Source organism: Streptomyces sp. ISL-99 (assembly GCF_018614005.1).
GTDB lineage: Bacteria > Actinomycetota > Actinomycetes > Streptomycetales > Streptomycetaceae > Streptomyces > Streptomyces flavidovirens.
In genome coordinates this window covers 71,134-93,769 of the sequence record NZ_JAGGPC010000030.1, presented here as the reverse complement: position 1 = coordinate 93,769, position 22,636 = coordinate 71,134, and the positions used below count along the sequence as shown (strand labels likewise).

Sequence of the window (22,636 nt, the reverse complement as noted above, 5' to 3'; positions counted from 1 at the left end):
GGAGGCTGGCGGGTCACAGGGCGGTCCGGGCGAGGGGCAGCGCGGTGAGGGTGAAGGCGTCGGGCTGCTGGTAGTTGAGGCGGCGCAGGTCGACGCCGGCGGTGACGGCGGCGGTCTCGATCTGCGCGCAGGCCGCGTCGAGGAGGGCATCGGTGTCGGCGGTGACGGTGACCAGGCCGGTCAGGGCGACGTCGGCGTGCCCGGCGATGAGCTGGCGCTCGCGCTGCTTGACGTCGGCGTACTCGACGGAGTCTTCCTCGCTGTCGACCTGTCCCCGGCGGGCGCGCTCATTCGCGTCGGCGATGATCGCCGCCTTCTTCCGCTGGACGTCCCGCAGTGCAGACTCGAGCCCCTGGGGCGCGTATATAAGGGACAGGCTGCGCCGCACACCGGCCGTGAACATGATGCCGTGGAGGAAGCCCGCTCCCATTTCGGTGCGCGGCCAGTTCTCCACCCAGTACGTGGCGTGGCGGGCGGAGTCGGTGGCGAGCCGGTCGTACTCCTCGAACTGGACGACGGGCCCGGCGGCTGCGGGGTCCGCCTCGGCGCGGCCGGTCTCGGACCACTGCTGGAGTGCGGCGAGCGCCTTCGGGTCGTAGGCGGTGCGGATCACGGCGGCGATCTCCCGGGCACTCAGCCACCCGGTCACCATGAGCCCGGCGTTCCGGGCGGCCTGGGCGATGGACGCGGTCGTCTGCTCCATGACGGTGAACGCACCCGGCAGCCCTCCGCCGGCCTGCGAGATCAGACGCTTGGCGGCCTTCAGGTCCAGGGAGATGGCGAGGTAGGTCTCGTGTGGGGCGGCGGCGGGACCGGCCGAGGCGACCAGTTCGGAGTAGATCTGCCCGGCAACGGGGGCCTGGGGCTGCCCGTTCTGGGTCCAGTGACGGGTCAGGGTGTCGCCGCTGTCGGGAACGGTGCGCTCCAGCACCTGCACGGTGGCGATGTGCCCGGTGCGGGCGATGCCCGCAAGCGCCCGCCCCCAGCTCGACACGTTGTGATTCTGGGTCGCGGGGTCGAGGAGGGCGAACGCCCGGCTGCTGACGCGGGCGATGGCGGTCAGGGTCTGCTGGCGGGGGTCGTGCACGGCCGCGGCCTGGTTGGCGGAGTCGCCGGGGGTGACCACCTTCAGCGAGGCGGGGGTGCCCGGCAGATGGAGGACGCCGTCCTGCCGCGGCCGGGTGACGGGCCGGGCGAGCCAGAGCGTCTGGCCGGTACGGCGACGGTGTGCGTAGCGGGTGACGATCGGTGCCCAGTCGATGAGGGACCGGCCGTGCCGTCGAATCGCGACGAGCGCTCCGGATGCCGCCCACAGCGGGGCCAGGGCGACGGCGCCGAGCAGTCCGGTGGAGATCACTGTCATCAGCAGCAGTGCCAGCGAGCACGACACGAGGACGAGTTGAGGGAGAGAGAGTCCGAGGAGGATGCCGCGGCGGGACCGGTGCGGAAACTTCACCGTGATCGGGGCGACGGAGAGATCAGTCAAGGGGCGGGTCCTGGAGGCGCGGGTGGAACCCGGGGGCGGGAGGTGGCGTGCACGTCCCGCCCCCGGGAGTCGGGCAGGGGATCAGAAGCCGGCCGGGGGCGGTGGCGGTGTGGCCGACCCGCTGGACGTGGCGTTCTGTGAGCCGGAGGACGGCGGTGCGCCCTGGGGCGGCGGGGTCGTGCTCGGCGGGGTGGACTGCCATCCATCGCCCTGGCCGGACGCGGCGTTCGCGCCGGATCCGCCCGGCCCTTGGCTGCCGCCCACCTGACCGCTGGTGTCGTCGGACACGCTGGTCGGCGCGGGCTGGACGGCCTTCTCCAGACCGGACTTGACGGCATCGCCACCGGGCGAGACGCCCGTTCCGCCGGATTGCGAACCTTCCTTGCCTTCTCCGCCTCCACCAGTCGGGTTGGCGGCGACGTCGCCGGGGAATCCGCCCCCGCCACCGGCCTCGGGGCCTTGCGGGGCGGCGCCCGCTCCGGCTGCGGCACCACCGGTTCCGGCGGTGGCCGCAGCGGCGGCGGCCTTGCGGGCGGCCTTCTCGGCGTGAGCCTTGGCGATCTGCGCTCCGGCGCCACCGGCACGGTGGATGGACTCGCCGTCGGTGCCGTCGGCCGCCCAGTGCACGAACTTGAAGACCGCGTACGGGCACAGCAGCACCAGAACCATGATCACGATGCCGGACATGACGTCAGCCAGTGCAGCGATGCCGTCCTTGGCCTCGGTCTTGCCCATGGCGGCGATGCCGAGGACGAAGATCACGGTCATCAGCAACTTGCTGACCACGAGGGTGGCGGTGGCCTCGATCCAGCCCTTGCGCCAGCGCCGGGCGACCTCCCAGCCGCCGCCGGCCGACGCGAACACGGCCAAGGTGACCATGACGAGGATGCCGACCTTGCGGACCATCATCACGCACCAGTAGAGGAAGGCGCCGATGGCGGCTCCGAGACCGGCGACGACCGGGACGAGCCAGCCCAGGCCGGCCAGGCCGCCGATCTGGTTGACCTTCACGATCCGGCGCACGGCCGACTCGATGTTCAGGTGCGCGGTCTTGAACAGGCCGTCGGATATCGCGTCGACCACTTCGACCGCGACCGTCGTAAAGGCGATGGCGCAGAAGGCGAACAGGACGCCGCCCATGGTGCCGGTGAACGCTTGTGTCAGGGCCTGTCCGTCGCGCCGGACGGCGGCTCGCACCAGTTGCGCGCAGAACGTCGCGACCAAGAGGACCAGGCCCAGTGGCAGCAGCATCTCGTAGTTGTCGACGAACCAGGTCGCGTTGAGGTCCACCTTCGTGGTGGTGTTGACTGCCTCGGCGGCCAGGTCGGCTGCGGCGGCGGCGAGTTCGCCAGCCGACTTCGCCATCCAGTCACCGATGGCTTTGCCCGGGTCCGAGGCAAAACTCACCGCGTCGCCGACGGCGCACAGCTTGTCTGCCAGGGGGAAATCACAGAAACCCACGAGGAGTTACTCCTCCTTTCTTGTCTCAGGCGCGGGTCACTGCGTGACGCTCGGTGCGAGGGCGGCCAGGGTGCAGTCGTGGTTCGGGCGGCACTGGACGGCGAGGGTCACGGCCCGTTCCTCGGCGCCGCCCCCGCCCTTCTTCCAGGCGATCTGCTGCTTGCCGTTGACGGTGACGACGTAGATGTACGCCTTCGTGATCGCGGACGGGTCGTCGGCCAGCGCCGCCTTGAACGCGGAGGGGTAGTGGCCCTCGGTGACGCTGGCGGTGGCGTGCTGGTCCTGATCGGCCATTCGCGACCACAGCACCGGATCGGGAACCTGGCCGGCAACGGAGGCCCAGTCGGCGTACGTGGTCTCGCCTGTCATCCAGGCGCGCATGCCGGAGAGTTGCTGGTCGCGGCTGGTGTTCCGGGTGTCGTAGGTCCACAGCATCTGGGCCGCCGCCTTGGCGTAGGCGACAGGTTCGGAGATCTGCGGTGGCTTGGGCACCGACCCGGAGCCGGAGGAAGGCTTCGGGGCGGCCTCGGAGGAAGACGGGCTGCCGGTCGGGGCGGGCGCGGCGGTGTCCGGAGCCCGGTGGCCGTTCCCGCCGCCGGTCATCAGGGCGACAACCCCAGCGATGGCGAGGAGGACGGCGACGGCCGAGGCGACGAGCGCGATGCGCGTGCTGGCTGGCCAGCCCGCGCCGTACGAGGACGGCGAGAGGGAAGGGAATCGTTTCCGCATCAGTGGACCTGCGACCCCAGGCTGGAGAAGAACGCGACAATCCCATTCGCGGCACCGAGGCCGAGCGCGGCGCCGGCGGCGACGACGGCGCCCTTCTTGCCGTTGGCCTCGGCCTGGTGGCCACCAGTGTGGTGGCCCCAAGCCCATACGCCGAGCGAGACGGCGAGGGCGCCGACCACGGCGATGATGCCGAACATGTTGATGCTGTTGACGACGTTCTTCAGCACGGCGAGGCCGGGCAACCCGCCGCCCTTGGGTGAGATTCCTGGGTCGTAGGCGAGCTGGATGACACGGTCTGCGAGAGGGAGGGACATAGGTGTGGCGGGGCTCCTTGCATACGCGGGCCAGGCGAGGGCCGGCGGGAAGGGGAATGCGGAGGGGGAGGTGCGCTCGGGGCGCGGAAGTGGCCGCGGCGGCACGCCCTGGAGCGGTGTCCGGGCGGGGCGGCGTCAGAGGACGCGGCGGGCGGCGAGAATCGTCCAGTCCTTGATCGGGGTAATCCGGACGGGCTTGGTGGTGCGGGGTGCCTCGATGACGAGGCCCTCGCCCATGTACATGCCGACGTGCTCAGGTCGCGCGGCGCTGCCGCGGCTGAAGATCAGGTCACCGGGCTTGAGTTGGGCGGGCGAGACCGCCTTGCCCTCGTTGACCTGCGTGTACGTGGTGCGGGTGAGCGTGACGCCGACTTGCGCGTACGCCTGCTGCATCAGGCTGGAGCAGTCGCAGCGGCCCATGGGGTCAGGCCCATGCGAGTTCGTGCAGGACCCGCCCCACTGGTAGAGCGTGCCGAGCTGGTGCATCGCCCACTCGATGGCCTTGCGCGCCTTCAGATCGGCGTCCTTGGGGATCGAGTAACCCTTGGGGACGCTCCCCTCAGGGATGCGGCCGAAGCCGGAACCGTCCTGGCCCGGCGCGCAGCCGGTCGTACCGGTCGACGGCTTCTTGCCCTGGTCCGCGTCCTTGCCGTCCGCGTCATCGCCGCCGCCGGGGAAGGTCTTGGCGATGGCGGCCTGCAGCGCAGTGGCCAGGTTCTCCCACTTCGCGTACGCGTCTGGCAGGCCGGACTTCTGCACGGCTTGGGCGGCCTGGGTGACGGTCATCTGCTGCCAGCCGCTCACCTTGAGCAAGTGCTTGTAGAACTGCTCGGAGGCGTAGACCGGGTCGCGGATCTGCTGGGCGCTGCCCCATCCCTGGGAGGGTCGTTGCTGGAACAGGCCGAGGGAGTCGCGGTCGCCGTAGTTCAGGTTGCGCAGCCGGCTCTCCTGCATCGCCGTGGCGAGCGCGATGACCTGGCCCTTCGTGGGGATGTCGAGTGAGAGGCCGGCGGCCACGATTGTCTGGGCGTTGGGGACCTGCTCGGCGGGAAGGTCCAGGCCCTCGACGTGGATGTCCTTGCCGGACGCCCCGTCGAGGATCTTGCCGACCTGCTCAGCGACCTTGTCAGCGTCGATGTCGGTCAGACAGCTGCTGACGAGGCCGTTGCTCTGCACGGCGTCGGCGGAGGAGGCCAGCATCATGCCGGTGCCGGCGATCAGGATCGGGGAGAGGAAGACGACGCCGATGCCGGCGGCGAGCGCCTTCAACCGGAGGGGACCGCTCGCCGGTCAGCGTTTTCGGGCAGGGGTGGGTAACGAGACGTCATGAGCGTGTCCTTCGGGGTGCGGTGTCCGGCGTGCCGCGTGCGCGAGCGGATCGGAAGGGCGCGGCGGCCGGGGTGGGCGATCGTGGCGGGCCGGTGTGGGCGAGTTGCCGCTCGCTCCATGTGGCCGGGCCGTGAGCTAGGTGTGCCGGGGCAGGGGGTACCTCCGTGAGGTGTGGCGGGGAGTAGCCAGCGGCGGTGTGCGCCGGGCGGTTCAAAAACAGTAGGCGCGGATTGGCGGTTGACCAAAAAATCGGCGTGAGGTACCGGAATCCGGCACCTCAGCGGAGCATTTCTTGGTCGTCGGCGGATTCGCCTCTACAGTTTTTGGACTCCCCCTCTCCTTCCTCGGTCTGTGGCCCTGGGCTTCTGCATGCCCGATTCCAGCCCGCGAGGACTCCTGCGTGAGGCGGTGAGTTCCCTCCGCGTTCCCACACCCGAATAGGGGTTCCTCTTTGCCTTTTTCCCTGCACCAGGGCGACGCCCTCAGCGTTCTCGCCGGCCTCCCGGACGGCTGCGTCGACTCCGTCATCACCGACCCGCCGTACAACTCGGGCGGTAGGACCGCGAAGGAGCGCACCACCCGCTCCGCCAAGCAGAAGTACACGTCCGCGGATTCCAAGAACGACCTCGCCGACTTCACCGGCGAGAACATGGACCAGAGGTCTTACTCGTTCTGGCTGACGCAGATCATGACCGAAGCCCACCGCCTCACGAAGACCGGCGGCACCGCGCTGCTGTTCACCGACTGGCGCCAGCTCCCCACGACGACGGATGCGATCCAGGCTGCCGGATGGCTGTGGCGCGGCGTGCTGGCCTGGCACAAGCCGCAGGCCCGCCCGCAGAAGGGCCGATTCACCCAGAACTGCGAATTCATCATCTGGGCGTCCAAGGGGCCGATCGACGGCTCCCGGAACCCGGTCTACCTGCCGGGAATGTACTCGGCGTCGCAGCCCTCGGGGTCGAAGCGCCAGCACATCACGCAGAAGCCGGTCGAGGTCATGCGCGAGCTGGTCAAGATCAGCCCCGACGGCGGCACGGTCCTCGACTTCTGTGCCGGCTCCGGCTCCACGGGCGTCGCCGCCCTGCTGGAGGGCCGGGATTTCATCGGAGTGGAGAAGACCGAGCACTACGCGTCGATCGCGGCCGACCGGCTCACCGAAACCATCCGCGAGACCCTCACCCAAGACGACGTGGTTCTCACCGTCTGAGCTGCGACCGCGCGAACGGCGCCCCAAGCGGAATTCCGGTACAGCAGAGCCGGTAACTCGCCGAACGGTCCGCGCGTCGCCGCCTCCGTCCTTCTCTCATTCCGCGTCTCGTAGGAGGCCGAAACTTTCCATGCCCGAATCCACAAAACCTAATGACGAAGGGGAGTTGGAGCCGGTTCGCATTCCGGATCCGCAGCTTGAGGGAATCGAAGCGAGCGTCCGACGGCTTATGGAGCAGTCGGCGCAGCAGGCGCAGCAGCTCGACCACCTCGCGTCCACTCCGGAGCCCAGCGGATCGCCGTTCGCCGCGTTCGGCATGCCGGGGCTCGGCGGGCCGCCTCCCGCCGCCCCGCCCGAGCCCCGCCCGATTCTGGAACTCGACGGGGAGGAAAGGGAGGACGAACTCGACGCGCTCAGCGACTGGATCGACGACTTCTTCCTCCCGGTCTACGGATCGGAGGTCACCACCGCTGCACCCTGGTGCCTGCAGTGGCAGGAGCACGACGATGTCGTGGCCTGGCTCCACGCCCTGTGGCTCGCATACCAGCAGCACAAGGAACCCGACGCCGGGCTCTCCGGCCTGTTCGTGTGGCACCGGGACTTCCTCACCCATGCCGTCGCGGCGATCCGCGCCCCGGGCGGCCCGCTGTCGGCCTGCATGACCTCTCCCGACCGTCCCGCACACCGTCTCCTGCCCGGCCCGCCGCCGTCCGTGCGTACGGAGGCGGCATCCCCGGCGGAGGCCGCTGGGCCTGCCGAGCAGGACGAGCCGACGTCGTGAGCGCGGGACAGGTGCAGCCCGCCTTCGGCCTGAGCTTCGACCCCCGAGCCCTGACCGACCTCCTCCAGGCGCCCAGTGACATCCGCGACCTCACGCTCGCCTACCTGCAGGAGGTCGTGAACGCCCAGCGCTTCGGGCTGCGCCTCGACGGTGACCTGGAGGGTTTCCGGAAGCTGTTCGTGGACTCGCGCAAGGACTGGCGCGTCGTCTACGGCGTCCGCCCGTCGCCCTCGGAGTCCGCACACCCGAAGGAGATCCATGTCGTCGCGGTCCGGCCGCGTGCGGGCAACGACGTCTACGACGAAGTCGGCCGCCGCCTGGGGATGACCCGCCGGCCGCTGAGCGCCCGCACCCACGCGGCACGCTCCCGCTCCCCGCAGCTGACGACCCGCGGTCCCGCACCCCGGCCCGGCCCGCCGTCCACCGCACTGCCGGGTCTGCCCCGTCCCGCACGCAACCCCGCGCACCATCACGCCCGCTGAACGCACGGAGTCCCGCCTATGCCCCCTGAACCCACGCCGACACCAGTGCGGCGTGCGGTCTCCCCGCTCGACCATCGCATCGAAGCCGCCATCGGCCACGACATCGACACCCTGTGGGCCTACCGCGACCGCGGTGTCCTCGACGATCCCCACGCTCACCTGGTCGACCGACACCGTGAGCTGGCCAAGGCCCAGACCGGCGTCGTCTTCTACCTCAAGCTACTCAACCGCCTGTCGAGCGGCGAGTTCGACGTCGACGACGCCCTGTTCACGCGCATCGACCGCACGGTGGACCAGCTGGAGGAGGCCACCGATACCCGCGACGCCGCTGCCCGGACGGTGAGCGCCGCCCTGGAGCCCATCGAGGCCGCCGCGACGGCCTCGGCGCAAGGCCCGAGTCCGCTGTCGACGGACGACCAGGCGGCCCTGCTTGCCATCGCCGGCGGCGCCAAGCTCTACGAACACCTGCTGACCGGCCGGATGTCCGTGACCGCCGCCTCCGGCACCCGCATCCCTCACGCCGAGCTGCAGCGGCTGGAGGACGCCGGCCTGGTCGTCCGGGACACCGGCCACCCCGTACACGCCGGCCAGCCGGTCGCCCTCACCGACACCGGACGCGCCGCACTGTTCGCCGCCCGCCGGAAGCCCACAACTCAGGCGCCCAAGCTCCCGGCTCGACCCGGCACGTCGCCGTCCACCTTGCCCCAGCGGCGCTGAACCCAATGAAAGGCCCCTGTTGTCTCCCAGCGAACCGGCGCCGGCTCGTACGTCCGTCCCACAAGTCGATTTCAATCTTGACGACCTCGACGCCGACGAGGAGAAATACCTCGACTTCTACCGCAAGGTCGGCGTCCACGAGGACATGCTCGTTCCCCTCGCCGAACACCACGACGGTGCGCACAGCTACTACGTCCTGTTCGACCGCACCGCCACCTGGGGGCACCCCGGCATGCCCCAGGTGCTCGCCGTACACCTGCAACGGGACCACGAGAGCAGACGTTCAGCTTCGAGCAGGCCCCACTGCCGCTGCCCGCGATGGCACAGTCCTGGCTCATCCACCGCGGCTGCCCGCACGAAGCCATCGGCCTCAACCCCGAGCTGGGTCCTCCGCCGGCAGACGAAGCGACTCGTGCGCTGGAGAAGCGCCTCGCGGACGACGGCGACCACTACGCCATGGGCTACTCCTACACCGCGGATGACCCGGACGACATGGTCACCGTAGTGGCGCTGCGCGCCCTGGACGAGCGAGCGCCCAGCCCTTTCCGCGTCGTGGTCGAGGAGGTCGACACGGACGCGTGGACGCACACCCTGCGCGAGGGCGGTTTCGACACGAAGGAAGGCGCCCTGCAGTGGTGCTCCGACCGTCTCACCGGCGAGGCCGGCCCTCTCCCGCCGGTCCGCCCGGCAGCCGCAGTCGTCCGTCCGGCCGGTGTGGCTAAGGCCCCTGCTTCGCGCCCGCCCGGCCGCTCGCGCTAAGCGCCACGACCGAGGAGAGCGGCGAAACATAGCCGACGATCGCCGGTTAGCCAAACCGGCGATTCTCCGGACTCTTATACAGCCGCCGCGACAACAACCGCGGCGCTCTTCCACGCAATCCCCATGACCTCACGGAGGTTTCTTCCGCATGCGCTCCACCCGAATAGCCGTATCCGCAGCGATGCTCGGCGCTCTCGCTCTGCCGGTGCTGTCCACCACCACCGCCAGCGCGGCCCCCGCCGCAGTAACCGCAGCCCCCGCGAGCAGCTGCTCGTCCCTGCCGCCGCTGCCCTACGAGGTGCACACCAAGGCCGTGACCATCCGGTCCAAGGCCAGCTCGAAGTCCACCGCGCTCGGCGTGCTCTACAAGAGCCACAAGTTCAGCGTGTCCAAGAAGAGCGGCAACTGGCTCTACATCACGGACAAGTCGACCGGCGTCAAGGGCTGGGTCTCCGGCACGTACGTCTACCGCGACGTCCGAATGTGCCTGGACTGACCGGCATTCAGCCCGTACCCGGAAGCAGCCGAGCCGCCGGGTAAGTCCGCCCTTGCACATTCCCCCACGCAATCGGCCTTTCCAGAACAGGAGCTTTCCTTTGTCCGACGGCATATCCGATGACGCTGAGGATGTCGTGGGCGTGCTCACCGAACGGATCGAAGCGCGCTTCGGCATGGACATGGACCAGTTGAAGGCCGCGGTCGCCGCCGCGCCGACCGCCAATCCCGACGCCACCGATGTCGTCAAGTGGCACGGCCTTCTCGCTGAGGCCCAGTCGGTGCTCGACCGCGCGGAGGACGACCTCCTCGCCTCGCTGGACACCCAGCCCAGCGAGGTCGACGACCCGACGATGGGCCTCGCCCACCGCGTGAACGCCGCCGTCACCGCCCGCGACGGGCGGGCCCTGGTTGTGCGTTGGCTCCTCGACCCGGATGCTCCAGGGAAGAAAGACCTCGCAGCCGAACGCCTCGCCCGACTTCGTCCCCGAACCGGTCCGGCCGTGCAGACCAGTGCTCCGCACCGACCCATGGGGACGCCCGCGCCGGCGTCGGCGTGGCGGGCGGGAAGGACCGTCCGATGAGCCGGGACAAGGCCAGCACCATGGACGCCGACCTGCAGAAGGTCTTCGGACCCCCGCTCCCCGAGCTGTACGAGGCGGCCACCGGACCCGAAGCCTCTCCCGCGCTCACCCGCGCCCTGGAACTGCGTTCGTTCCTCGCGCTCACCGAGGAGCAGGTCGCCCGCGTCCGCGACCGCGTGCACGCGGACATGGATCCGGACCGTGACATGGGCGATCTGTCGGCGGACAAGCTCCGCTTCGACGCGCAGTGGCTGGAGGCGGCGCTGGATGCCCGCGACGGCTACCGCGCCGCCCTCGGTGACCTGCTGCGCACCATGCCTGCGCCCAACCAGCAGGCCCGCCCCGTCCGCATGACGCAGCTCAGGACCACCGCAACCCTGCCTCCGTCCGCCGCCCCGGCACCCCAGCGTGCCGGGGCGGCCCGGGCCCGCCGATCCTGAAAGCCCGCGCTTGCCCCACCTCACGTCCACCGAGATAGCCGGACGGATCGAGGACCTGTACGGCGCGCCGCTCGCCGACCTCGAAGCCCACGCCCAGGACCAGCCCCCCGGCATGCTCTCCGCCCTGCTCGGCATGCACGACGACCTCGTCCTCGCCGAGCGCAGCATCGACCTCCACCGAGACCACCTCGCCCGGCTCATCCACCCCGAGCGGCAGATCGGCCGGCATGAGGTCTCCCACCTTGTCGACGGCTCCCGCCGGCTCGCCGAAGCAGTCGCCGTGCGCGACGTGCAGGCCAAGTCAGCCGCCGCCGTTCTGCAGAGCCTCGCCCGCGTCCCGGCCCCCACGCCGCCCCCGCCGGTTCTCACGCCGCCGCCACCGGCTCCGCCCCTTCCGGCGCAGAGCACGGCGCACAGCCGCTGACCCGCAGGCGATTTCCCTTACTCACCCAGGAGTTCCTCCCTTGGCCATCACCGCTCTGCCTCCCGACACCGACGCCGACATCGCCCGGGTCACCGAAGCCCTCGCCATGATCACCCCACGCTGGAACGTGAGGATCATGCTGGCGCTCTCCGGCCCGCCGCTGCGCTACAGCGAGCTGGCGGCCAAGGTGTCCTGGCTGCAGGGAGGCCAGCTCCACCCCAAGCTCAAGTCGCTCTGCGACGCCGGTCTCGTCGAGCGCACCGAACACACCGCACGGCACGTCACCTACGGCCACACCGAGCGCGGCGCAGCCCTGCTGCCGGTCCTGCCGATGATCGTCACCTGGGCCGAGGAGTACCTGGAGACGGCGGAACGGCCGTTGCCCGCGATCGAACAGATCGAGGACAGCCTCACGCTGCTCACCCGACGGCACGCCGCCGCCATCCTGTGGGTGCTCAAGTCCCGCGAGGAGGTCAGCGGCAGGGCCCTGGCCCGGATCGTGATGCCCGACAGCGACTGGACCAACGTCTACCCGCCGCTGCGGCAGCTGGTGACCGACGGCCTGGTCGACACCGAGGGCATGGGCCGGCCCTACCGACTGTCCGCGGCGGGCGACGGCCTGGGCCCCGTGCTCGGCACCCTGTCTGCGTGGTCCGCCGGACAGCCCCTCAACCAGGCGGCCCACCACCCGGTCTGGGGGCACCCGCAGGCCAAGCCCGCACCGAGGCCGTGGGTCAGCAGCCAGTCCCGGCCAACCCCCGCAAGCCTCCCGCCAGGCCGAACGGGTGAGCCCGCTCCGGCGTGGCACAACCGCGATCTCTTCTCCCACGCCACGACCGTCCGCCCGAAGACGGCCATCCAGGCGGGAGGGCCGCGCCGATGACTGCCCTCTTCACACCTGCCCAAGTACGCAACGCCGTCGACCTGCTGGCTGCCCGCTCCTTGGTCCGCCTGGTCACCGAGATCGACGACAACGGGGCCATCCCGCCGCGACGGCTGGCCAATACCCTCCCCGACCTCTCCTCGCATCAACAGCGCCGCGCCACCGAAACCGCTCGTACCCACGGTCTCGTCCGGACCGCGCCAGGCACTGGACTCGAACTTACTGATTCCGGAGCAGAGTTGGCCGATCTGTACGACGCGATGGCTCGCTGGGCCCGACGCCACGCCTACCCGACACCGATCTGCGAGTTCAGCAGCCGCATCCGACACGTCCTCGACCTGCTGGCACCTGCACTTGCGGCCCAGAACACCGACGGCCGCTCGTGGCCTTCGGCCGCGCGTCTGCCCAGCACTGAGGCGGACCTTGCCCGCCCTCGCGCTCTGCTGATCGAGTGGCTGGCCGGTAACCCACAGGTCACCCGGGTCCCTGACCCGGAGCCGGTCGCGTGAGCGCAGCGGTTACACCCCGGCACGCACGCCACACCGCCGGGCTGATGCGCAGCATCTACCTGCCGCGCACGGCCGACGCCTTGGCGTTCGCGATGTCCACCTACGGCATTCCGCTGCTTGTCCTGGCCACCACGAACTCCGCCGCGCTGACGGGCATTGCATTCGCCCTGGAGTGGGTCCCACGGCTGGCGGCGTTCGGGTGGGCCGGAGCGGTCGTCGACCGGCGCGGGGCAGCCGTGGTGTTCCACCTGGCATCCCTGGGACGCGCGTTGGCACTCGCCGCAGGCGCGGTCCTTCTCCACCTGCACCCGTCCGGCCACATGGCGAGCGTGACCGTGATGGTGCTCGCGGCGACGACCGGCGTGCTCACCGAGTTCAGTTACATCGCGGCCGAGACCGCAGGCGCCGCCGCCGGCCGCAGGGCTGGACGGCGAGCCCACCGGGTGCAAGCCGTCCTGCTCGGCATCGACCAGACCGCGACTCTGGCCGGCCCTGCGCTCGCCGGACTGCTCCTGCTCGCCGGGCCGCCGCCGATGCTCGCCGTGATCACCGTGCTCTCGCTGCTCGCCGCGCTCCTCGCCTTGCGTACACCCCCCTCGCCCGTCGCCCCGGCCCGCGCGCCGAAGGGGCAGCCGGGTGCCGGACTCCTCACAGGGTGGCGCACGATCCGCTCGCTGCCCGCGCTCGGCTGGCTCGTGACCGGGCTGACCCTGTCCAACCTCGCCACCGGGCTTCTCCAGGCGGCCGGCCCGGTGATCGTCGTCAAGCACTTCGGACAATCCACCACGGCCGTCGGCCTGGTCTGGTCCGCAGCCGCTGCAGCCACGCTCCTCAGCGTCACGATCTGCCGGTTCGCGCTCGACCGCCTGGGACTGTGGCCGGTCGGTGCCGCCTGCGCGGCCCTCGCCTCGCTCGCCTGTCTCGCCGCCGCCCAGGCCCCCGACTACCTGTCCTACCTGGTCCTGGTCGCGGTTCTCATGGCGGCAGAGGGCGGCATGACGGTGGTCCTGCGCACCTTGCGCTCGCGCCTGATTCCCCCAGAGAAGTTCGGCAGCACCCTGTCGGCGACCATCCTCATCCTCCTGCTGCCCTTCCCCGTCGCCGGCGTACTGACCGCGCTCACCCCGCCGAACGCGCTGGGCCACGTCATCACCGCCTGCGCCGCCCTGCAGGCCCTCGGCCTGTTCTGCGCCTTCGCCCGCCTGCGTACCGATCCCGTCCTGCGCACCTGACCCTGCCGCGTCCCCAGCCTGTGGAGAACCTCATGCCCACCGCCATCCTCGGATCGCACCGTGCGAGCGGTCGCAGCATCACCGAGCAGTTCCATGCCTTCGACGCCCGCAACCCGCACGTCTATCGCGCTTTGGAACGCATGGCCGCCCGCCGCCTGGCCGCAGGTGCCACGCGGGTCAGCCTCAAGGACCTGTTCGAGGACCTGCGCCGTCAGCTGCCGTACGGCGTCGTCGGACTGAACAACAACTACACCGCCCTCTACGCCCGCCAGTTGATCGACGAACACCCCCACTGGGCTGGTGCGTTCGAGCTACGCCGCCGCCGTGCCGCCTGAGACACCACTCTCCTTTCTCTCGTCCTGCCGTCCACTGATACGGAGAACCTCTTCTTGTCCGCTCGTCCCCTCGTACTCGTCGTCTCTCCGGGTGATGAGACCTATCGCGGCTACTGCCTTGAACAGGTGGCCGCCGCGTACGACGTCGTCCTGCTCACCGGCACCGAGCCGTCGTGGGAGACACCGTTCATCGTCGACCACGCCGTCGTCGACCTGACCGACCCCACAGCCCTGCTCGTCGGCGGCCGGGCCCTGGCCGAGCGCCACGACCTCGCCGGCGTGGTCACCTGGGATGAGTGGAACCTCGTACCCACCGCCCGCCTCGCCCGCGCGCTCGGTCTGTCCTCGAATTCCGTCGAGGTGATGCGGGCCTGCCGCAACAAGGCCACCGCCCGCACCCTGTTCGCCCGACACGGCGTACCGTCGGCCGCCTCGATGAAGGCACGAACCCTGCTGGAGGCCAGCCTTGCGACGATGACGCTGGGCTACCCCGCCGTCATCAAGCCCGCCGCCCTTGCCGGCAGCATCTGCGTGATCCGCGTCGACCGCCCCGAAGAACTGCCCGCCGCGTTCGCCTTCGCATCGGAGGGCGCAAGCCGCAGCCGCGAGGACACCGGCGTCCTGGTCGAGGAGTATCTCGACGGACCGGAATTCTCCGTCGAGTGCGTCACCCACCGCGGCGAGACCACGGCGGTCGCCGTGACCCGCAAGCACCTGGGCCCAACCCCGTACTTCGACGAGACCGGGCACACCGTCGATGCCACCGACCCGCTCCTGGACCAGGTTGCCCCGGCAGCCGCTGCCGCGGTCAAGGCGCTGGGCATCACCGACGGCGTGCAGCACGTCGAGCTGCGCCTTGTCGGCGGCCGGCCCCGACTGATCGAGGTCAACGCCAGGATCGGCGGCGACATGATCGGCCACCTCGTCCGCCTCGCCACCGGCATCGACCTGCCGAAGGCCGCCGCCGACCTCGCCTGCGGCCGGGCGCCGGACCTCACCCCGACCCGCAGCGAGGCCGCGGGCATCCGCATGCTCTACCCGGACGCCTCCGGCACCCTCACCCAGCGGCAGATCAACACCCCGTTCGCCGCCCACACCCCGTGGCTACGGCAGGTGCAGTGGATCCGCGAGATCGGTGACCCGCTCCTCCTGCCGCCCGACGGTGACCTGTTCACCGCACGGGCCGGGTTCTACATCGTCACCGGCCGCAACACCGCCGAGGTCACCGAGCGCCTCGGCACCGCGGCCGACGAGATCACCGTCACCACGCGGGTGGACCGATGAACTCTCAGCCCGATCCGCTCCGCGACATCGACGGCGACGTCTACGTCTCCCCGCGCCACCTCGCCAGCAGCACCTATACCGGTGACCCCGCCCTCACCCCGCTGCTCGACCTCGGCTGGGACCTCCAGCACGACGACCTCGGCAACGTCTACGTCAGCGCTCCCGACCGGCGCGTACGTCTGGGCTACCTGCCCGAAGGCGAGGACGACGGCCTCTGGCGCATCAACGCCTACAAGGACTCCTTCGGCCCGCCGGCGTGGGGCGTCTGCTTCAACGACCGCGTCCCCACCGAATTCGTCCAGGCGTTCACCACCGTCCTCGCCACGGCATACGAGCAGGGGCCGGACGCCTACCTCGCCCGGCCGGTCGCCGGAATCGACGAGCACGATCCCTTCCTCGCCGTCGTGCCCCTCCTGAAGCAGGGCTGGGAGATCGACCGCCCGCGCTGGGGCGTCTTCGCGGTCCAGGCCCCGGATGGGCTCGCCGGCATGGAGTTCACCACCGGTGACCTCGATCCGGAGGCCGAGCTGACCACGCGGGATGCCCGTTGGCAGCTGTGGGCGGGCAAGTCCATCGACCGGGCCGTCTGGTACGCCACGGCCAGCACCGTCACGCCCGTCGCCCTGCTCACCGCCGTCACCGAGTGCGTCGCCGATCCGGCCCCGCTGCCCCGCTGGCGTGAGGAGACCTTCAGCTACATCAAGGGGATGGCCCAGCTCACCCCGATCCTGCCGCCTGGACCGCCGGCTCCCACACCGCTCGACGTGCAGCGGGCCGTCTCATCCCGGCGTCCGGCCGCGCTCCCTGCGTCCAGCGTCCCGCGCTGGAGCACCACCAGCCGACCGGCGCTGCCCGGCCCCCGTCGCTGACGGCGGCCCAACCTCTGACTGGAGAGCCCTTCTTGTCCCTGCAGGCCGCCGAGTTCTTCGCCGAGCTGTGCCTCCCCTTCCACGATCACACCGTCGTGGGCAACACCTACTTCGCCGTCCCCGTCCCGGGCGCACCGATGCGGCTGCGGATCGACTTCAGCCGCACCATCCACGCGGACACCTACGGCGGCCTGCGCGTCGCGGTCATTCACCCGGACCGCGGCGAGATCGACGCGGTGGCACTCAGCTTCCTGGACCACGGAACGTTCCACCGCCGCGACGAAGCCACCAACACCCGTCCGAACACCAAGCAGTACGGCACCTTCGACACCTACCACCGCCCCGGCCGCCCGCCGTGGGACGGCGCAGTCACCACCGAGCTGCGTGACGCCATCGAGCAGTACACCGCCGTCTGGTTCCCCGGCGCCTGGACCGCGTCCGCGCCCAGCCGCGCGGCGGGTCGTACCGCGCTCAAGGCAGCTGCCCCGCCGATCACCCGCAACGGTGCCCACATCCGCTGACGTTCCCCCCCCATGATCAAGGAGTCCTCTTCCTCGTGCACGCACCTTTTGTCCGTTCCGCTGCCGTCGCCGTGGCGGTGACCGGCACCCTCACCTGGGCGCCGGCCGCGATCGCCCAGCCCTCCGAACCGACCCCCTCGGCCTCTGCCGCCCCCGCGGAGACGCGGGCCCTGGACGCGGGCAGTGTCGAGATCACCACTAAGGACACGGCCGGGGACGCGCTGCCGGGCGCCGCGTTTCTGCTGCTCGACTCCGCCGGTCAGGAAGCCGGACGCGGGAAGAACGACGCGCAGGGGAAGCTGACCTTCCCCGATCTCGCGCCGGGTGTTTACCGGTTGAAGGAGACGGCTTCCGGTAGCCCGCTCCACGAGGTCGTTGCCGACCAGGACGTCATCGTCACCCCGGGCGCGACCACCCGGCTGACGATCACCGACCCCTTCAAGGCGGCCAAGGTTCTCCTGCAGGCCAAGGACGACAAGACCGGCAAGCTCCTGCCCGGCGCGACCGTGAACATCGGCACTGGCGACTCGACACTGCTCACCCTGACCACGGGAGCCAAGGGCACGGCCTCCGGAGACCTGCCGGTGACGAGCCGGAAGACGCAGTTCTGGGTCAAGGAGATCAAGGCCCCCGCCGGCTACAACCTCTACAAGCCGACGAAGACGTTCACCGCGGGCCCCGGTGCCCCGGTCACTGTGACCGTCACCAACGCCAAGACCGCGACCGACCCGAAGCCCGACCCCTCGGACAAGCCGACGCACAAGCCCACCCACACCCCGTCCAACCCGGGTACGCCGAGCAGCGGTTCCGGCGAGACCACGCCCTCCGTGCCGGCCACCGGCACACCGGATGCCGACTCCTCCACCCCCGCTGCCGCGACCCCGGTCGGCGACTCCACGTCGAAGGCACCGGTGGGCTCCCTCGCTCACACCGGCGCTGATGCCACGCCGTGGCTGATCGGCGGCGCGGGGGTGCTGATCGTCGTCGGCGGAGGCGTCCTCGTCATGGCCCGCCGCCGTCGCGCGGACGAGTCCGCCGACGACTCCACCGAGAGCTGACCCTCACCCCCGCTTCTTCGCGACACAGAGCCCCCGGATTCCACAGCGTGGAAGCCGGGGGCTCTGCCGTCCGCGGACTCGCAGATGCCTCGTTCGGCTGCGCCACGCCGATGAGGATGAGCACGATCAGGGCCAGTACTTCGATTGTCGCAGCGGACCTCGTCAGCTGGATCGTGCGAGGTGGCCGTCGGGCCGTGGGGGCGGGTTCCGCTCTTGCCGCTGCAACGTGGCCGAACTTGCGGTATTGCAGAGCCTGCAGAGACGTTGCTATCCGTTACGCTCGTCGGTCTAGCCTTCACGGATCACGTCCAGGGGGATTCTTGATCAGCGACGCTCAGCTCATCCTGGGTTTTTCTCGGCACCTGACCGCTTACTCGGTGTCGGCTGTGCACGCTGAACTGGAGACTTTGCGTTTTGCCGGGCAGGTCTACGAGATGGCCTGGCGGCTGCGTAACGCCCAAGTTTCCTCGGTCGAACGAGTACGGGCTATCGGCATCGAAGCCAAGATCGGACCGTTGGATCTTGACCGGTTTGTGCTGCCTACGATGGAACAGTTGGGCTGGGTTCAATGCGACCGGGGACCCGACGGGGCGCTGGTCAGCGTGGCGGCCTTCGTTCCGCCGAATGCCGAGCTGTTGGGTGCGACGGATCGGCTGCTGGGCATGCTGCTTGCCACACCGACGCAGCGTGCCGCGCTGGAGATCATGCGGGCGACCTCAATCCAGCCGCTGGAGCGCCATGCGGCTCTGCAGGCTGGCTCTGCGCATGGGGATGAGTCTGCCGAGCGGGCGCTGGGCTGCTTGATCACCGTCAACCTCGTGCGCGAGGTGCAGAGTGAGGACGGCCGCGCGGTGGTCTTCAATCCGAACATCTGGGTCGGTGACGCCGAGGTGGTGACGGCCGCGCTGCGCACTGAGGACGCGCGTGTGCAGCGGGAGGTCGGTGCGCTGATTGAGGAGGTCATGGCCTCGCCCGGTATTCCGGAGGAGCACGTCAAGAGCACCGAACAGCGATGGATCGACTTCGCTGTCAGTGCCGGGTTGGTCGAGCGGTCCCAGGTCGTCGCCACCAGCGACAAGAAGCTCCTCTTCACACCACACCTGCATCGAGACCCGTTCGGTACCGACCCCCGCGACCCATCCGGCCACATCCGTCAGCTCGTCGGCAGCATGATCTATGCATCGACGTTCGCGTCCTGGAAGCTCACTAGCCCTGGCGCGTTCCTGCACGTCCTCATCCGCGACGGCGAAGCTGGCAGTCACGAGCGCATCGCGGAGGACTACGCGATGCTCGAAACTGCTGGAACCATCGAAGTCGTTGGCGACGGCCGCAATGCTCGGATGCGCCTGCTGCAGGCCGAGGTCGCGGAGCAAGCGCTCGCGATCCTCGACGCGCGCGGGAACACCGCTGGCGGCGAGAACACGACTTTTGCCGGGATCGGCGAGCAACGCTCGTACAACCACCTGGAACGCGAGCGCGCCCAGGTCGCCACGGCGGTCGTATTGGACGATGCCGACTCGCGGCGGTTCATGTCAGCACTGCGCGACACGACGGCCCGGAGGAACTTCTAGTGGCGGCCACCCAGACGAACCGCACTCGTCCCGAGGATCCAGGCGCGGACCTGGAGCGCCGGGTGGGACGCCTTGAGTTCGCTGAGGGCGCCCTAGCTCGCCTGCGGGTCCCGTTGCGGGTAGCCGCCGACCGGGGGCGCGAAATCCTGACCGACCTTGACGTGCTCGCGGTCGACATCGATGGCCGGCTGCGGACGAGCCTGTCGGTTTTGGAATGCAAGACCACCAAGGGACAGTCCGGTGAGCCGGATCGGCTGTTGTGGCTCTCCGGACTGCAGCGCCTGACTGGCACCCAACGAGCCGTCCTCGTTCGCCAAACCATCACCCGCCGGGGCCGGACCATCGCCCAGGCGCTGGATCTGCAGATCATGGACATGCAGACCCTCGCCTCCAGGGAGGAGGGCCACGCTTGGGTACCCGAACGATTCGCCCACATCCAAGGCGTGGGCTGTGAACAGGCGGAACGTCGCACTGACACCCAGCTCAAGGGACTCAAACACATTCCCGGTGGACTGGTGGCGTTTCTGCGTGCCGATAGCCTGCTGGCCGACTCGCCCGAATGTCTTAACGCGCTGGTCGCGCTGAGCTCCGCCACACGCCAGGGCGTCGTCCCGAATCCGACCTCACAGGTCCTGGCCAGCCACGCGCTGATCGCGCTGCTGCTGGCCGCAATCCGCGACGCCTCCCGCCTGGATGTCGTACCCGCCAGCGATCTGAAGGAACGGGTTGCCCGCGCAGTCACCCTCGGCGATCCCGACAACAGCCAGATCCTGGAAATCCTCAGCCAGGCAGACGAACTCGTCCAACACCAAGTCCGGCGTATCCACGACAGCTACACCAGGGTCGGCGCCACCCGGCAGGACATCGCCGTCGCCAGCCTCAAATCCATTGTCGCCGAACCACCCGGGTGGCTTGACCGCTACATCGGCCTGGTCACCAAGCTGCGAGCCAACCCCGCGATCGCGAGGGACCTCGTCCAGACCGCCGAACTGGCTTGCTTCGACGCACGCTGCGGCGACCTTGCATACACCGAGGCCGCCTTCGATCATCTGTTCACCCCTGAACACAGATACCTCTTGGTGACGGCCGTCAAGGTGCTGCGCGACATCGTCGGCGACCAGCTCGCCGACACAATAGGAGAATTCGACGACCTGGACTTCCGTCGGGCCGCGCCAGCCATCCCCGACCGGTCCGCCGTGCAAGTTGAGCACGCCGCCCCCAAGCTCGCGCACGAGGCGCCCCCCGCTGAGTAGCGTCGTACCGGCAAAGGTTGCTCAGACTGTCCCTGGCCTTGGCGCCGGTGCCCGGCCTGGCCGAAGCCGCAGCGTCATCGAGGACTTGCCAGGCCAAGGCCCTTCTGTGGACTGCTGAACGTGATGAGACGCGCTCGGGCGGGACCGCGTCTCGGGCCGATCTCACCCGGTCGCCCGGCACGCGGCGAAAATCGCCAGCTCAAGCGCTCACCCGCAACTGGAACACTCAGTCACATCTCCTTGGCCTGACACTCACATACGGACGCTGCCCGGGCCGGACTAGGCGCGTGCGGGGGGCAGGTCGTAGCGGCTGACGGCAGGTACGTTTCCGGTGTCGCCGCTTCGAGGAGACCCTCGTCGCCCTCCAGGTCGAGCTCCGGCTCCTGGGGACGGCGCAGCAGGTCGCTCCAGTCGCTCGCTGCTCCCCGCTCGTAGGCGTCGCGGAGGAGGGGGCGCAGCCGCGGGCGGGCTTCCTCCTGCTGTTCGCGGAAGATGCGTCGTTGGGTGAGCCGCTGTGTTTCCTGTGCTTCGTCGCTGAGCCCTTGGTCGAGGGCTGGCTGGTCCTCGGCGCGCAGCCCCGGGGTGCTCCGGGCGATGGCCATATCTTCTTCGTGGAGGCGTGCGCAGGCGGCGAACAGCTTTCTGGACATGCCGAGGTGGACCTCGGTTCCCGGGATGCGGCAGGAGAGGAAGTCGTCGAGCCCAAAGGAGCGGATCTGGGCGCGCAGGGTGTGCGACTCGATGTGGGGCGCCGATCCTCGGGCGTCCGCCCGCATGGCAAGGGTGAGGTCGTCGTTTTCCAAGGGGGTGGTCAGCCCGGAACGACGGTGGCGGGACGCGCGGTCGGCCGGGACGGGCACCGTGCGCAACTGAGATGCGGGAGCGGAGCGCAGCGCAAGGTAGGCGAGCATCTGGGCACGGGCCGCGCCGATGAGCGCGTCGTCGCTGTCCCCGAGGTGGTCTTCGAGGTTGCCGGGGCCGACCGCTGCGTCGTCAGCGCCGGATCCGGCCGGGGGAAGGGGCGGCTCGCCGGAGTGCAGGTCATGGTCGATCGTGAGGAAGAGGTCGTCTCCGGGCCGGACGGACGCCCCGACCAGGACGATGCGGTGCTTGTAGGAGCCAAGGACCTTGCTGCCGGCCTCCAGTTGCGCCCACCCTTTGCGGAGCGTGTCGACGCCGACACTGCCGCCCTTGGCCTCGATCAGCCAGTACATCTCTTCCGCCTCGTGCCGTCCCCACAGGTCGGGCAGCGTCCTCTTCGGGTCCTTGAACGTCTCGCTCAGATCGGGGATGGGGTCGCCGAGTTCGAGGTGGTGGGTCTGTCCGAGGCCCAGCAAGGAGCGGCACGCCCACTCGGTCATCGTCATGCCCAGCCGGTAGGCAGCGGCGTTCTTCGCAGTGCGCTCGGTGCCGTGCTCGTACACCGGATTCAGTGTCAGGCGCCGGCCCTTTGCGCCCGGTACGGGGTGCCGGGGCGTGACGGCGTGGGCGCCAAGGTAGGCGTACAGCGGGGAGACCCGGGCGACGAGTTCCCCGTGCGCGTACTGGGGCTGATTTTGCAGGTGCGGCGTGACGTCGCGGCCGACCTCGGTGGCGGCCTTGATGATCTCCCGCCAGGTGGTGGTCGGGGCGTACCAGCCGTCGGTTGCCGGGAATCCGTCGGACGCGCTCCACGCCTCGTGCTTCGCCGTGCGCCACTGCCTCTTGGGCTTGTTCGCGGGTCCGCTACGGAACAGGACCGGTACGTCGAAGCTGTCGGCGTAGGTGAGCGGCGGCTCGTCGGCGATGTGCGCGGGGATCATGAGGATCACTCTGGCACGGGCCTTGACCCTCCCGGATACCGGGCAGCAGGCCGCCGATCCCATTGGTTCCGGTCGTCATCTCGCAGTCACGGTCATGTCCAGTGGCGACCG

General features: G+C 69.9%; 24 protein-coding genes and 1 pseudogene. 19 read left to right on the top strand and 6 right to left on the bottom strand.

Features of this window, described 5'->3' with window-relative positions; genetic code table 11:
• Positions 1 to 13 precede the first annotated feature (13 nt).
• The 5 genes from J7E91_RS19355 to J7E91_RS19335 form a co-directional block, all read right to left on the bottom strand.
• Positions 14 to 1,486, bottom strand: a complete 1,473-nt coding sequence (locus J7E91_RS19355) for an SCO6880 family protein (RefSeq protein WP_214906358.1) — start codon at positions 1,484 to 1,486, stop codon at positions 14 to 16.
• 81 nt (positions 1,487 to 1,567) lie between these two features.
• Entirely contained in the window at positions 1,568 to 2,947 is a 1,380-nt protein-coding gene (locus J7E91_RS19350; RefSeq protein WP_214906355.1) for a type IV secretion system protein, read from the bottom strand.
• Between the two features lie 36 nt (positions 2,948 to 2,983).
• Positions 2,984 to 3,676 carry a hypothetical protein gene (locus J7E91_RS19345; RefSeq protein WP_214906352.1) on the bottom strand — a complete coding sequence of 231 codons (693 nt, stop codon included), beginning with the start codon at positions 3,674 to 3,676 and terminating at the stop codon, positions 2,984 to 2,986.
• Positions 3,676 to 3,990 carry a DUF6112 family protein gene (locus J7E91_RS19340; RefSeq protein ID WP_214906349.1) on the bottom strand — a complete coding sequence of 105 codons (315 nt, stop codon included), beginning with the start codon at positions 3,988 to 3,990 and terminating at the stop codon, positions 3,676 to 3,678. Before J7E91_RS19340 ends, J7E91_RS19345 begins: the two co-directional genes overlap by 1 nt.
• Positions 3,991 to 4,125: 135 nt before the next feature.
• Positions 4,126 to 5,259, bottom strand: a complete 1,134-nt coding sequence (locus tag J7E91_RS19335; RefSeq protein WP_214906346.1) for a C40 family peptidase — start codon at positions 5,257 to 5,259, stop codon at positions 4,126 to 4,128.
• A 511-nt stretch (positions 5,260 to 5,770) separates the two neighbouring features.
• On the opposite strand from J7E91_RS19335, the gene J7E91_RS19330 reads away from it, so the two are divergent.
• The 19 genes and pseudogenes from J7E91_RS19330 (at position 5,771) to J7E91_RS19240 (ending at position 20,723) form a co-directional block, all read left to right on the top strand.
• Entirely contained in the window at positions 5,771 to 6,526 is a 756-nt protein-coding gene (locus tag J7E91_RS19330; protein WP_214906343.1) for a site-specific DNA-methyltransferase, read from the top strand.
• A 229-nt stretch (positions 6,527 to 6,755) separates the two neighbouring features.
• Positions 6,756 to 7,307, top strand: coding sequence for a DUF4913 domain-containing protein (locus J7E91_RS19325; RefSeq protein ID WP_214906340.1), 552 nt, complete (start codon positions 6,756 to 6,758; stop codon positions 7,305 to 7,307).
• On the top strand, positions 7,304 to 7,789 hold the full coding sequence (locus J7E91_RS19320) for a hypothetical protein (RefSeq protein ID WP_214906338.1): 486 nt from the start codon (positions 7,304 to 7,306) through the stop codon (positions 7,787 to 7,789). Before J7E91_RS19325 ends, J7E91_RS19320 begins: the two co-directional genes overlap by 4 nt.
• Positions 7,790 to 7,807: 18 nt before the next feature.
• Positions 7,808 to 8,506, top strand: a complete 699-nt coding sequence (locus tag J7E91_RS19315; protein WP_214906335.1) for a hypothetical protein — start codon at positions 7,808 to 7,810, stop codon at positions 8,504 to 8,506.
• Between the two features lie 16 nt (positions 8,507 to 8,522).
• Positions 8,523 to 9,265: pseudogene (locus J7E91_RS19310) on the top strand (hypothetical protein).
• Between the two features lie 148 nt (positions 9,266 to 9,413).
• Positions 9,414 to 9,761 carry an SH3 domain-containing protein gene (locus tag J7E91_RS19305; RefSeq protein WP_374224742.1) on the top strand — a complete coding sequence of 116 codons (348 nt, stop codon included), beginning with the start codon at positions 9,414 to 9,416 and terminating at the stop codon, positions 9,759 to 9,761.
• Positions 9,762 to 9,861: 100 nt separating this feature from the next.
• Entirely contained in the window at positions 9,862 to 10,344 is a 483-nt protein-coding gene (locus J7E91_RS19300) for a hypothetical protein (protein WP_214906332.1), read from the top strand.
• Positions 10,341 to 10,784, top strand: a complete 444-nt coding sequence (locus J7E91_RS19295; RefSeq protein WP_214906329.1) for a hypothetical protein — start codon at positions 10,341 to 10,343, stop codon at positions 10,782 to 10,784. Before J7E91_RS19300 ends, J7E91_RS19295 begins: the two co-directional genes overlap by 4 nt.
• A 10-nt stretch (positions 10,785 to 10,794) precedes the next feature.
• A complete protein-coding gene (locus J7E91_RS19290; protein WP_214906326.1) occupies positions 10,795 to 11,208 on the top strand; it encodes a hypothetical protein in 414 nt (137 codons plus the stop codon).
• A gap of 40 nt (positions 11,209 to 11,248) precedes the next feature.
• Entirely contained in the window at positions 11,249 to 12,091 is an 843-nt protein-coding gene (locus J7E91_RS19285; RefSeq protein ID WP_214906323.1) for a helix-turn-helix domain-containing protein, read from the top strand.
• Positions 12,088 to 12,600 carry a regulator gene (locus J7E91_RS19280; RefSeq protein ID WP_214906320.1) on the top strand — a complete coding sequence of 171 codons (513 nt, stop codon included), beginning with the start codon at positions 12,088 to 12,090 and terminating at the stop codon, positions 12,598 to 12,600. The genes J7E91_RS19285 and J7E91_RS19280 overlap by 4 nt, the downstream gene beginning before the upstream one ends.
• Complete coding sequence (locus tag J7E91_RS19275) at positions 12,597 to 13,832, top strand: MFS transporter (RefSeq protein ID WP_214906317.1); 1,236 nt, start codon at positions 12,597 to 12,599, stop codon at positions 13,830 to 13,832. The genes J7E91_RS19280 and J7E91_RS19275 overlap by 4 nt, the downstream gene beginning before the upstream one ends.
• Before the next feature lie 32 nt (positions 13,833 to 13,864).
• Positions 13,865 to 14,167, top strand: a complete 303-nt coding sequence (locus tag J7E91_RS19270) for a hypothetical protein (protein ID WP_214906315.1) — start codon at positions 13,865 to 13,867, stop codon at positions 14,165 to 14,167.
• A 54-nt stretch (positions 14,168 to 14,221) separates the two neighbouring features.
• On the top strand, positions 14,222 to 15,451 hold the full coding sequence (locus J7E91_RS19265; protein ID WP_214906312.1) for an ATP-grasp domain-containing protein: 1,230 nt from the start codon (positions 14,222 to 14,224) through the stop codon (positions 15,449 to 15,451).
• Positions 15,448 to 16,320: a DUF317 domain-containing protein gene (locus J7E91_RS19260; protein WP_214906309.1), complete on the top strand. Its 873-nt coding sequence runs from the start codon at positions 15,448 to 15,450 to the stop codon at positions 16,318 to 16,320. Before J7E91_RS19265 ends, J7E91_RS19260 begins: the two co-directional genes overlap by 4 nt.
• Before the next feature lie 32 nt (positions 16,321 to 16,352).
• Entirely contained in the window at positions 16,353 to 16,841 is a 489-nt protein-coding gene (locus J7E91_RS19255) for a hypothetical protein (RefSeq protein WP_214906306.1), read from the top strand.
• Positions 16,842 to 16,876: 35 nt separating this feature from the next.
• Positions 16,877 to 17,899, top strand: coding sequence for a collagen binding domain-containing protein (locus tag J7E91_RS19250; RefSeq protein ID WP_214906303.1), 1,023 nt, complete (start codon positions 16,877 to 16,879; stop codon positions 17,897 to 17,899).
• 320 nt (positions 17,900 to 18,219) lie between these two features.
• A complete protein-coding gene (locus J7E91_RS36060) occupies positions 18,220 to 19,470 on the top strand; it encodes a hypothetical protein (RefSeq protein ID WP_251015917.1) in 1,251 nt (416 codons plus the stop codon).
• Complete coding sequence (locus J7E91_RS19240) at positions 19,470 to 20,723, top strand: hypothetical protein (protein ID WP_214906301.1); 1,254 nt, start codon at positions 19,470 to 19,472, stop codon at positions 20,721 to 20,723. Before J7E91_RS36060 ends, J7E91_RS19240 begins: the two co-directional genes overlap by 1 nt.
• 230 nt (positions 20,724 to 20,953) lie before the next feature.
• Here J7E91_RS19240 and J7E91_RS19235 read toward each other — a convergent pair whose 3' ends face one another.
• Positions 20,954 to 22,525 carry a gamma-glutamyltransferase gene (locus J7E91_RS19235; protein ID WP_251015916.1) on the bottom strand — a complete coding sequence of 524 codons (1,572 nt, stop codon included), beginning with the start codon at positions 22,523 to 22,525 and terminating at the stop codon, positions 20,954 to 20,956.
• Positions 22,526 to 22,636: the final 111 nt, after the last annotated feature.

Excerpts from the sequence above, each read along its gene's own strand:
- J7E91_RS19315 (WP_214906335.1), top strand. The coding sequence starts at position 7,808 with ATGCCCCCTGAACCCACGCCGACACCAGTGCGGCGTGCGGTCTCCCCG.
- J7E91_RS19345 (WP_214906352.1), bottom strand. The coding sequence starts at position 3,676 with ATGCGGAAACGATTCCCTTCCCTCTCGCCGTCCTCGTACGGCGCGGGC.
- J7E91_RS19235 (WP_251015916.1), bottom strand. The coding sequence starts at position 22,525 with ATGATCCCCGCGCACATCGCCGACGAGCCGCCGCTCACCTACGCCGAC.
- J7E91_RS19295 (WP_214906329.1), top strand. The coding sequence starts at position 10,341 with ATGAGCCGGGACAAGGCCAGCACCATGGACGCCGACCTGCAGAAGGTC.
- J7E91_RS19340 (WP_214906349.1), bottom strand. The coding sequence starts at position 3,990 with ATGTCCCTCCCTCTCGCAGACCGTGTCATCCAGCTCGCCTACGACCCA.
- J7E91_RS19270 (WP_214906315.1), top strand. The coding sequence starts at position 13,865 with ATGCCCACCGCCATCCTCGGATCGCACCGTGCGAGCGGTCGCAGCATC.
- J7E91_RS19325 (WP_214906340.1), top strand. The coding sequence starts at position 6,756 with ATGGAGCAGTCGGCGCAGCAGGCGCAGCAGCTCGACCACCTCGCGTCC.
- J7E91_RS19305 (WP_374224742.1), top strand. The coding sequence starts at position 9,414 with ATGCGCTCCACCCGAATAGCCGTATCCGCAGCGATGCTCGGCGCTCTC.
- J7E91_RS19280 (WP_214906320.1), top strand. The coding sequence starts at position 12,088 with ATGACTGCCCTCTTCACACCTGCCCAAGTACGCAACGCCGTCGACCTG.
- J7E91_RS19260 (WP_214906309.1), top strand. The coding sequence starts at position 15,448 with ATGAACTCTCAGCCCGATCCGCTCCGCGACATCGACGGCGACGTCTAC.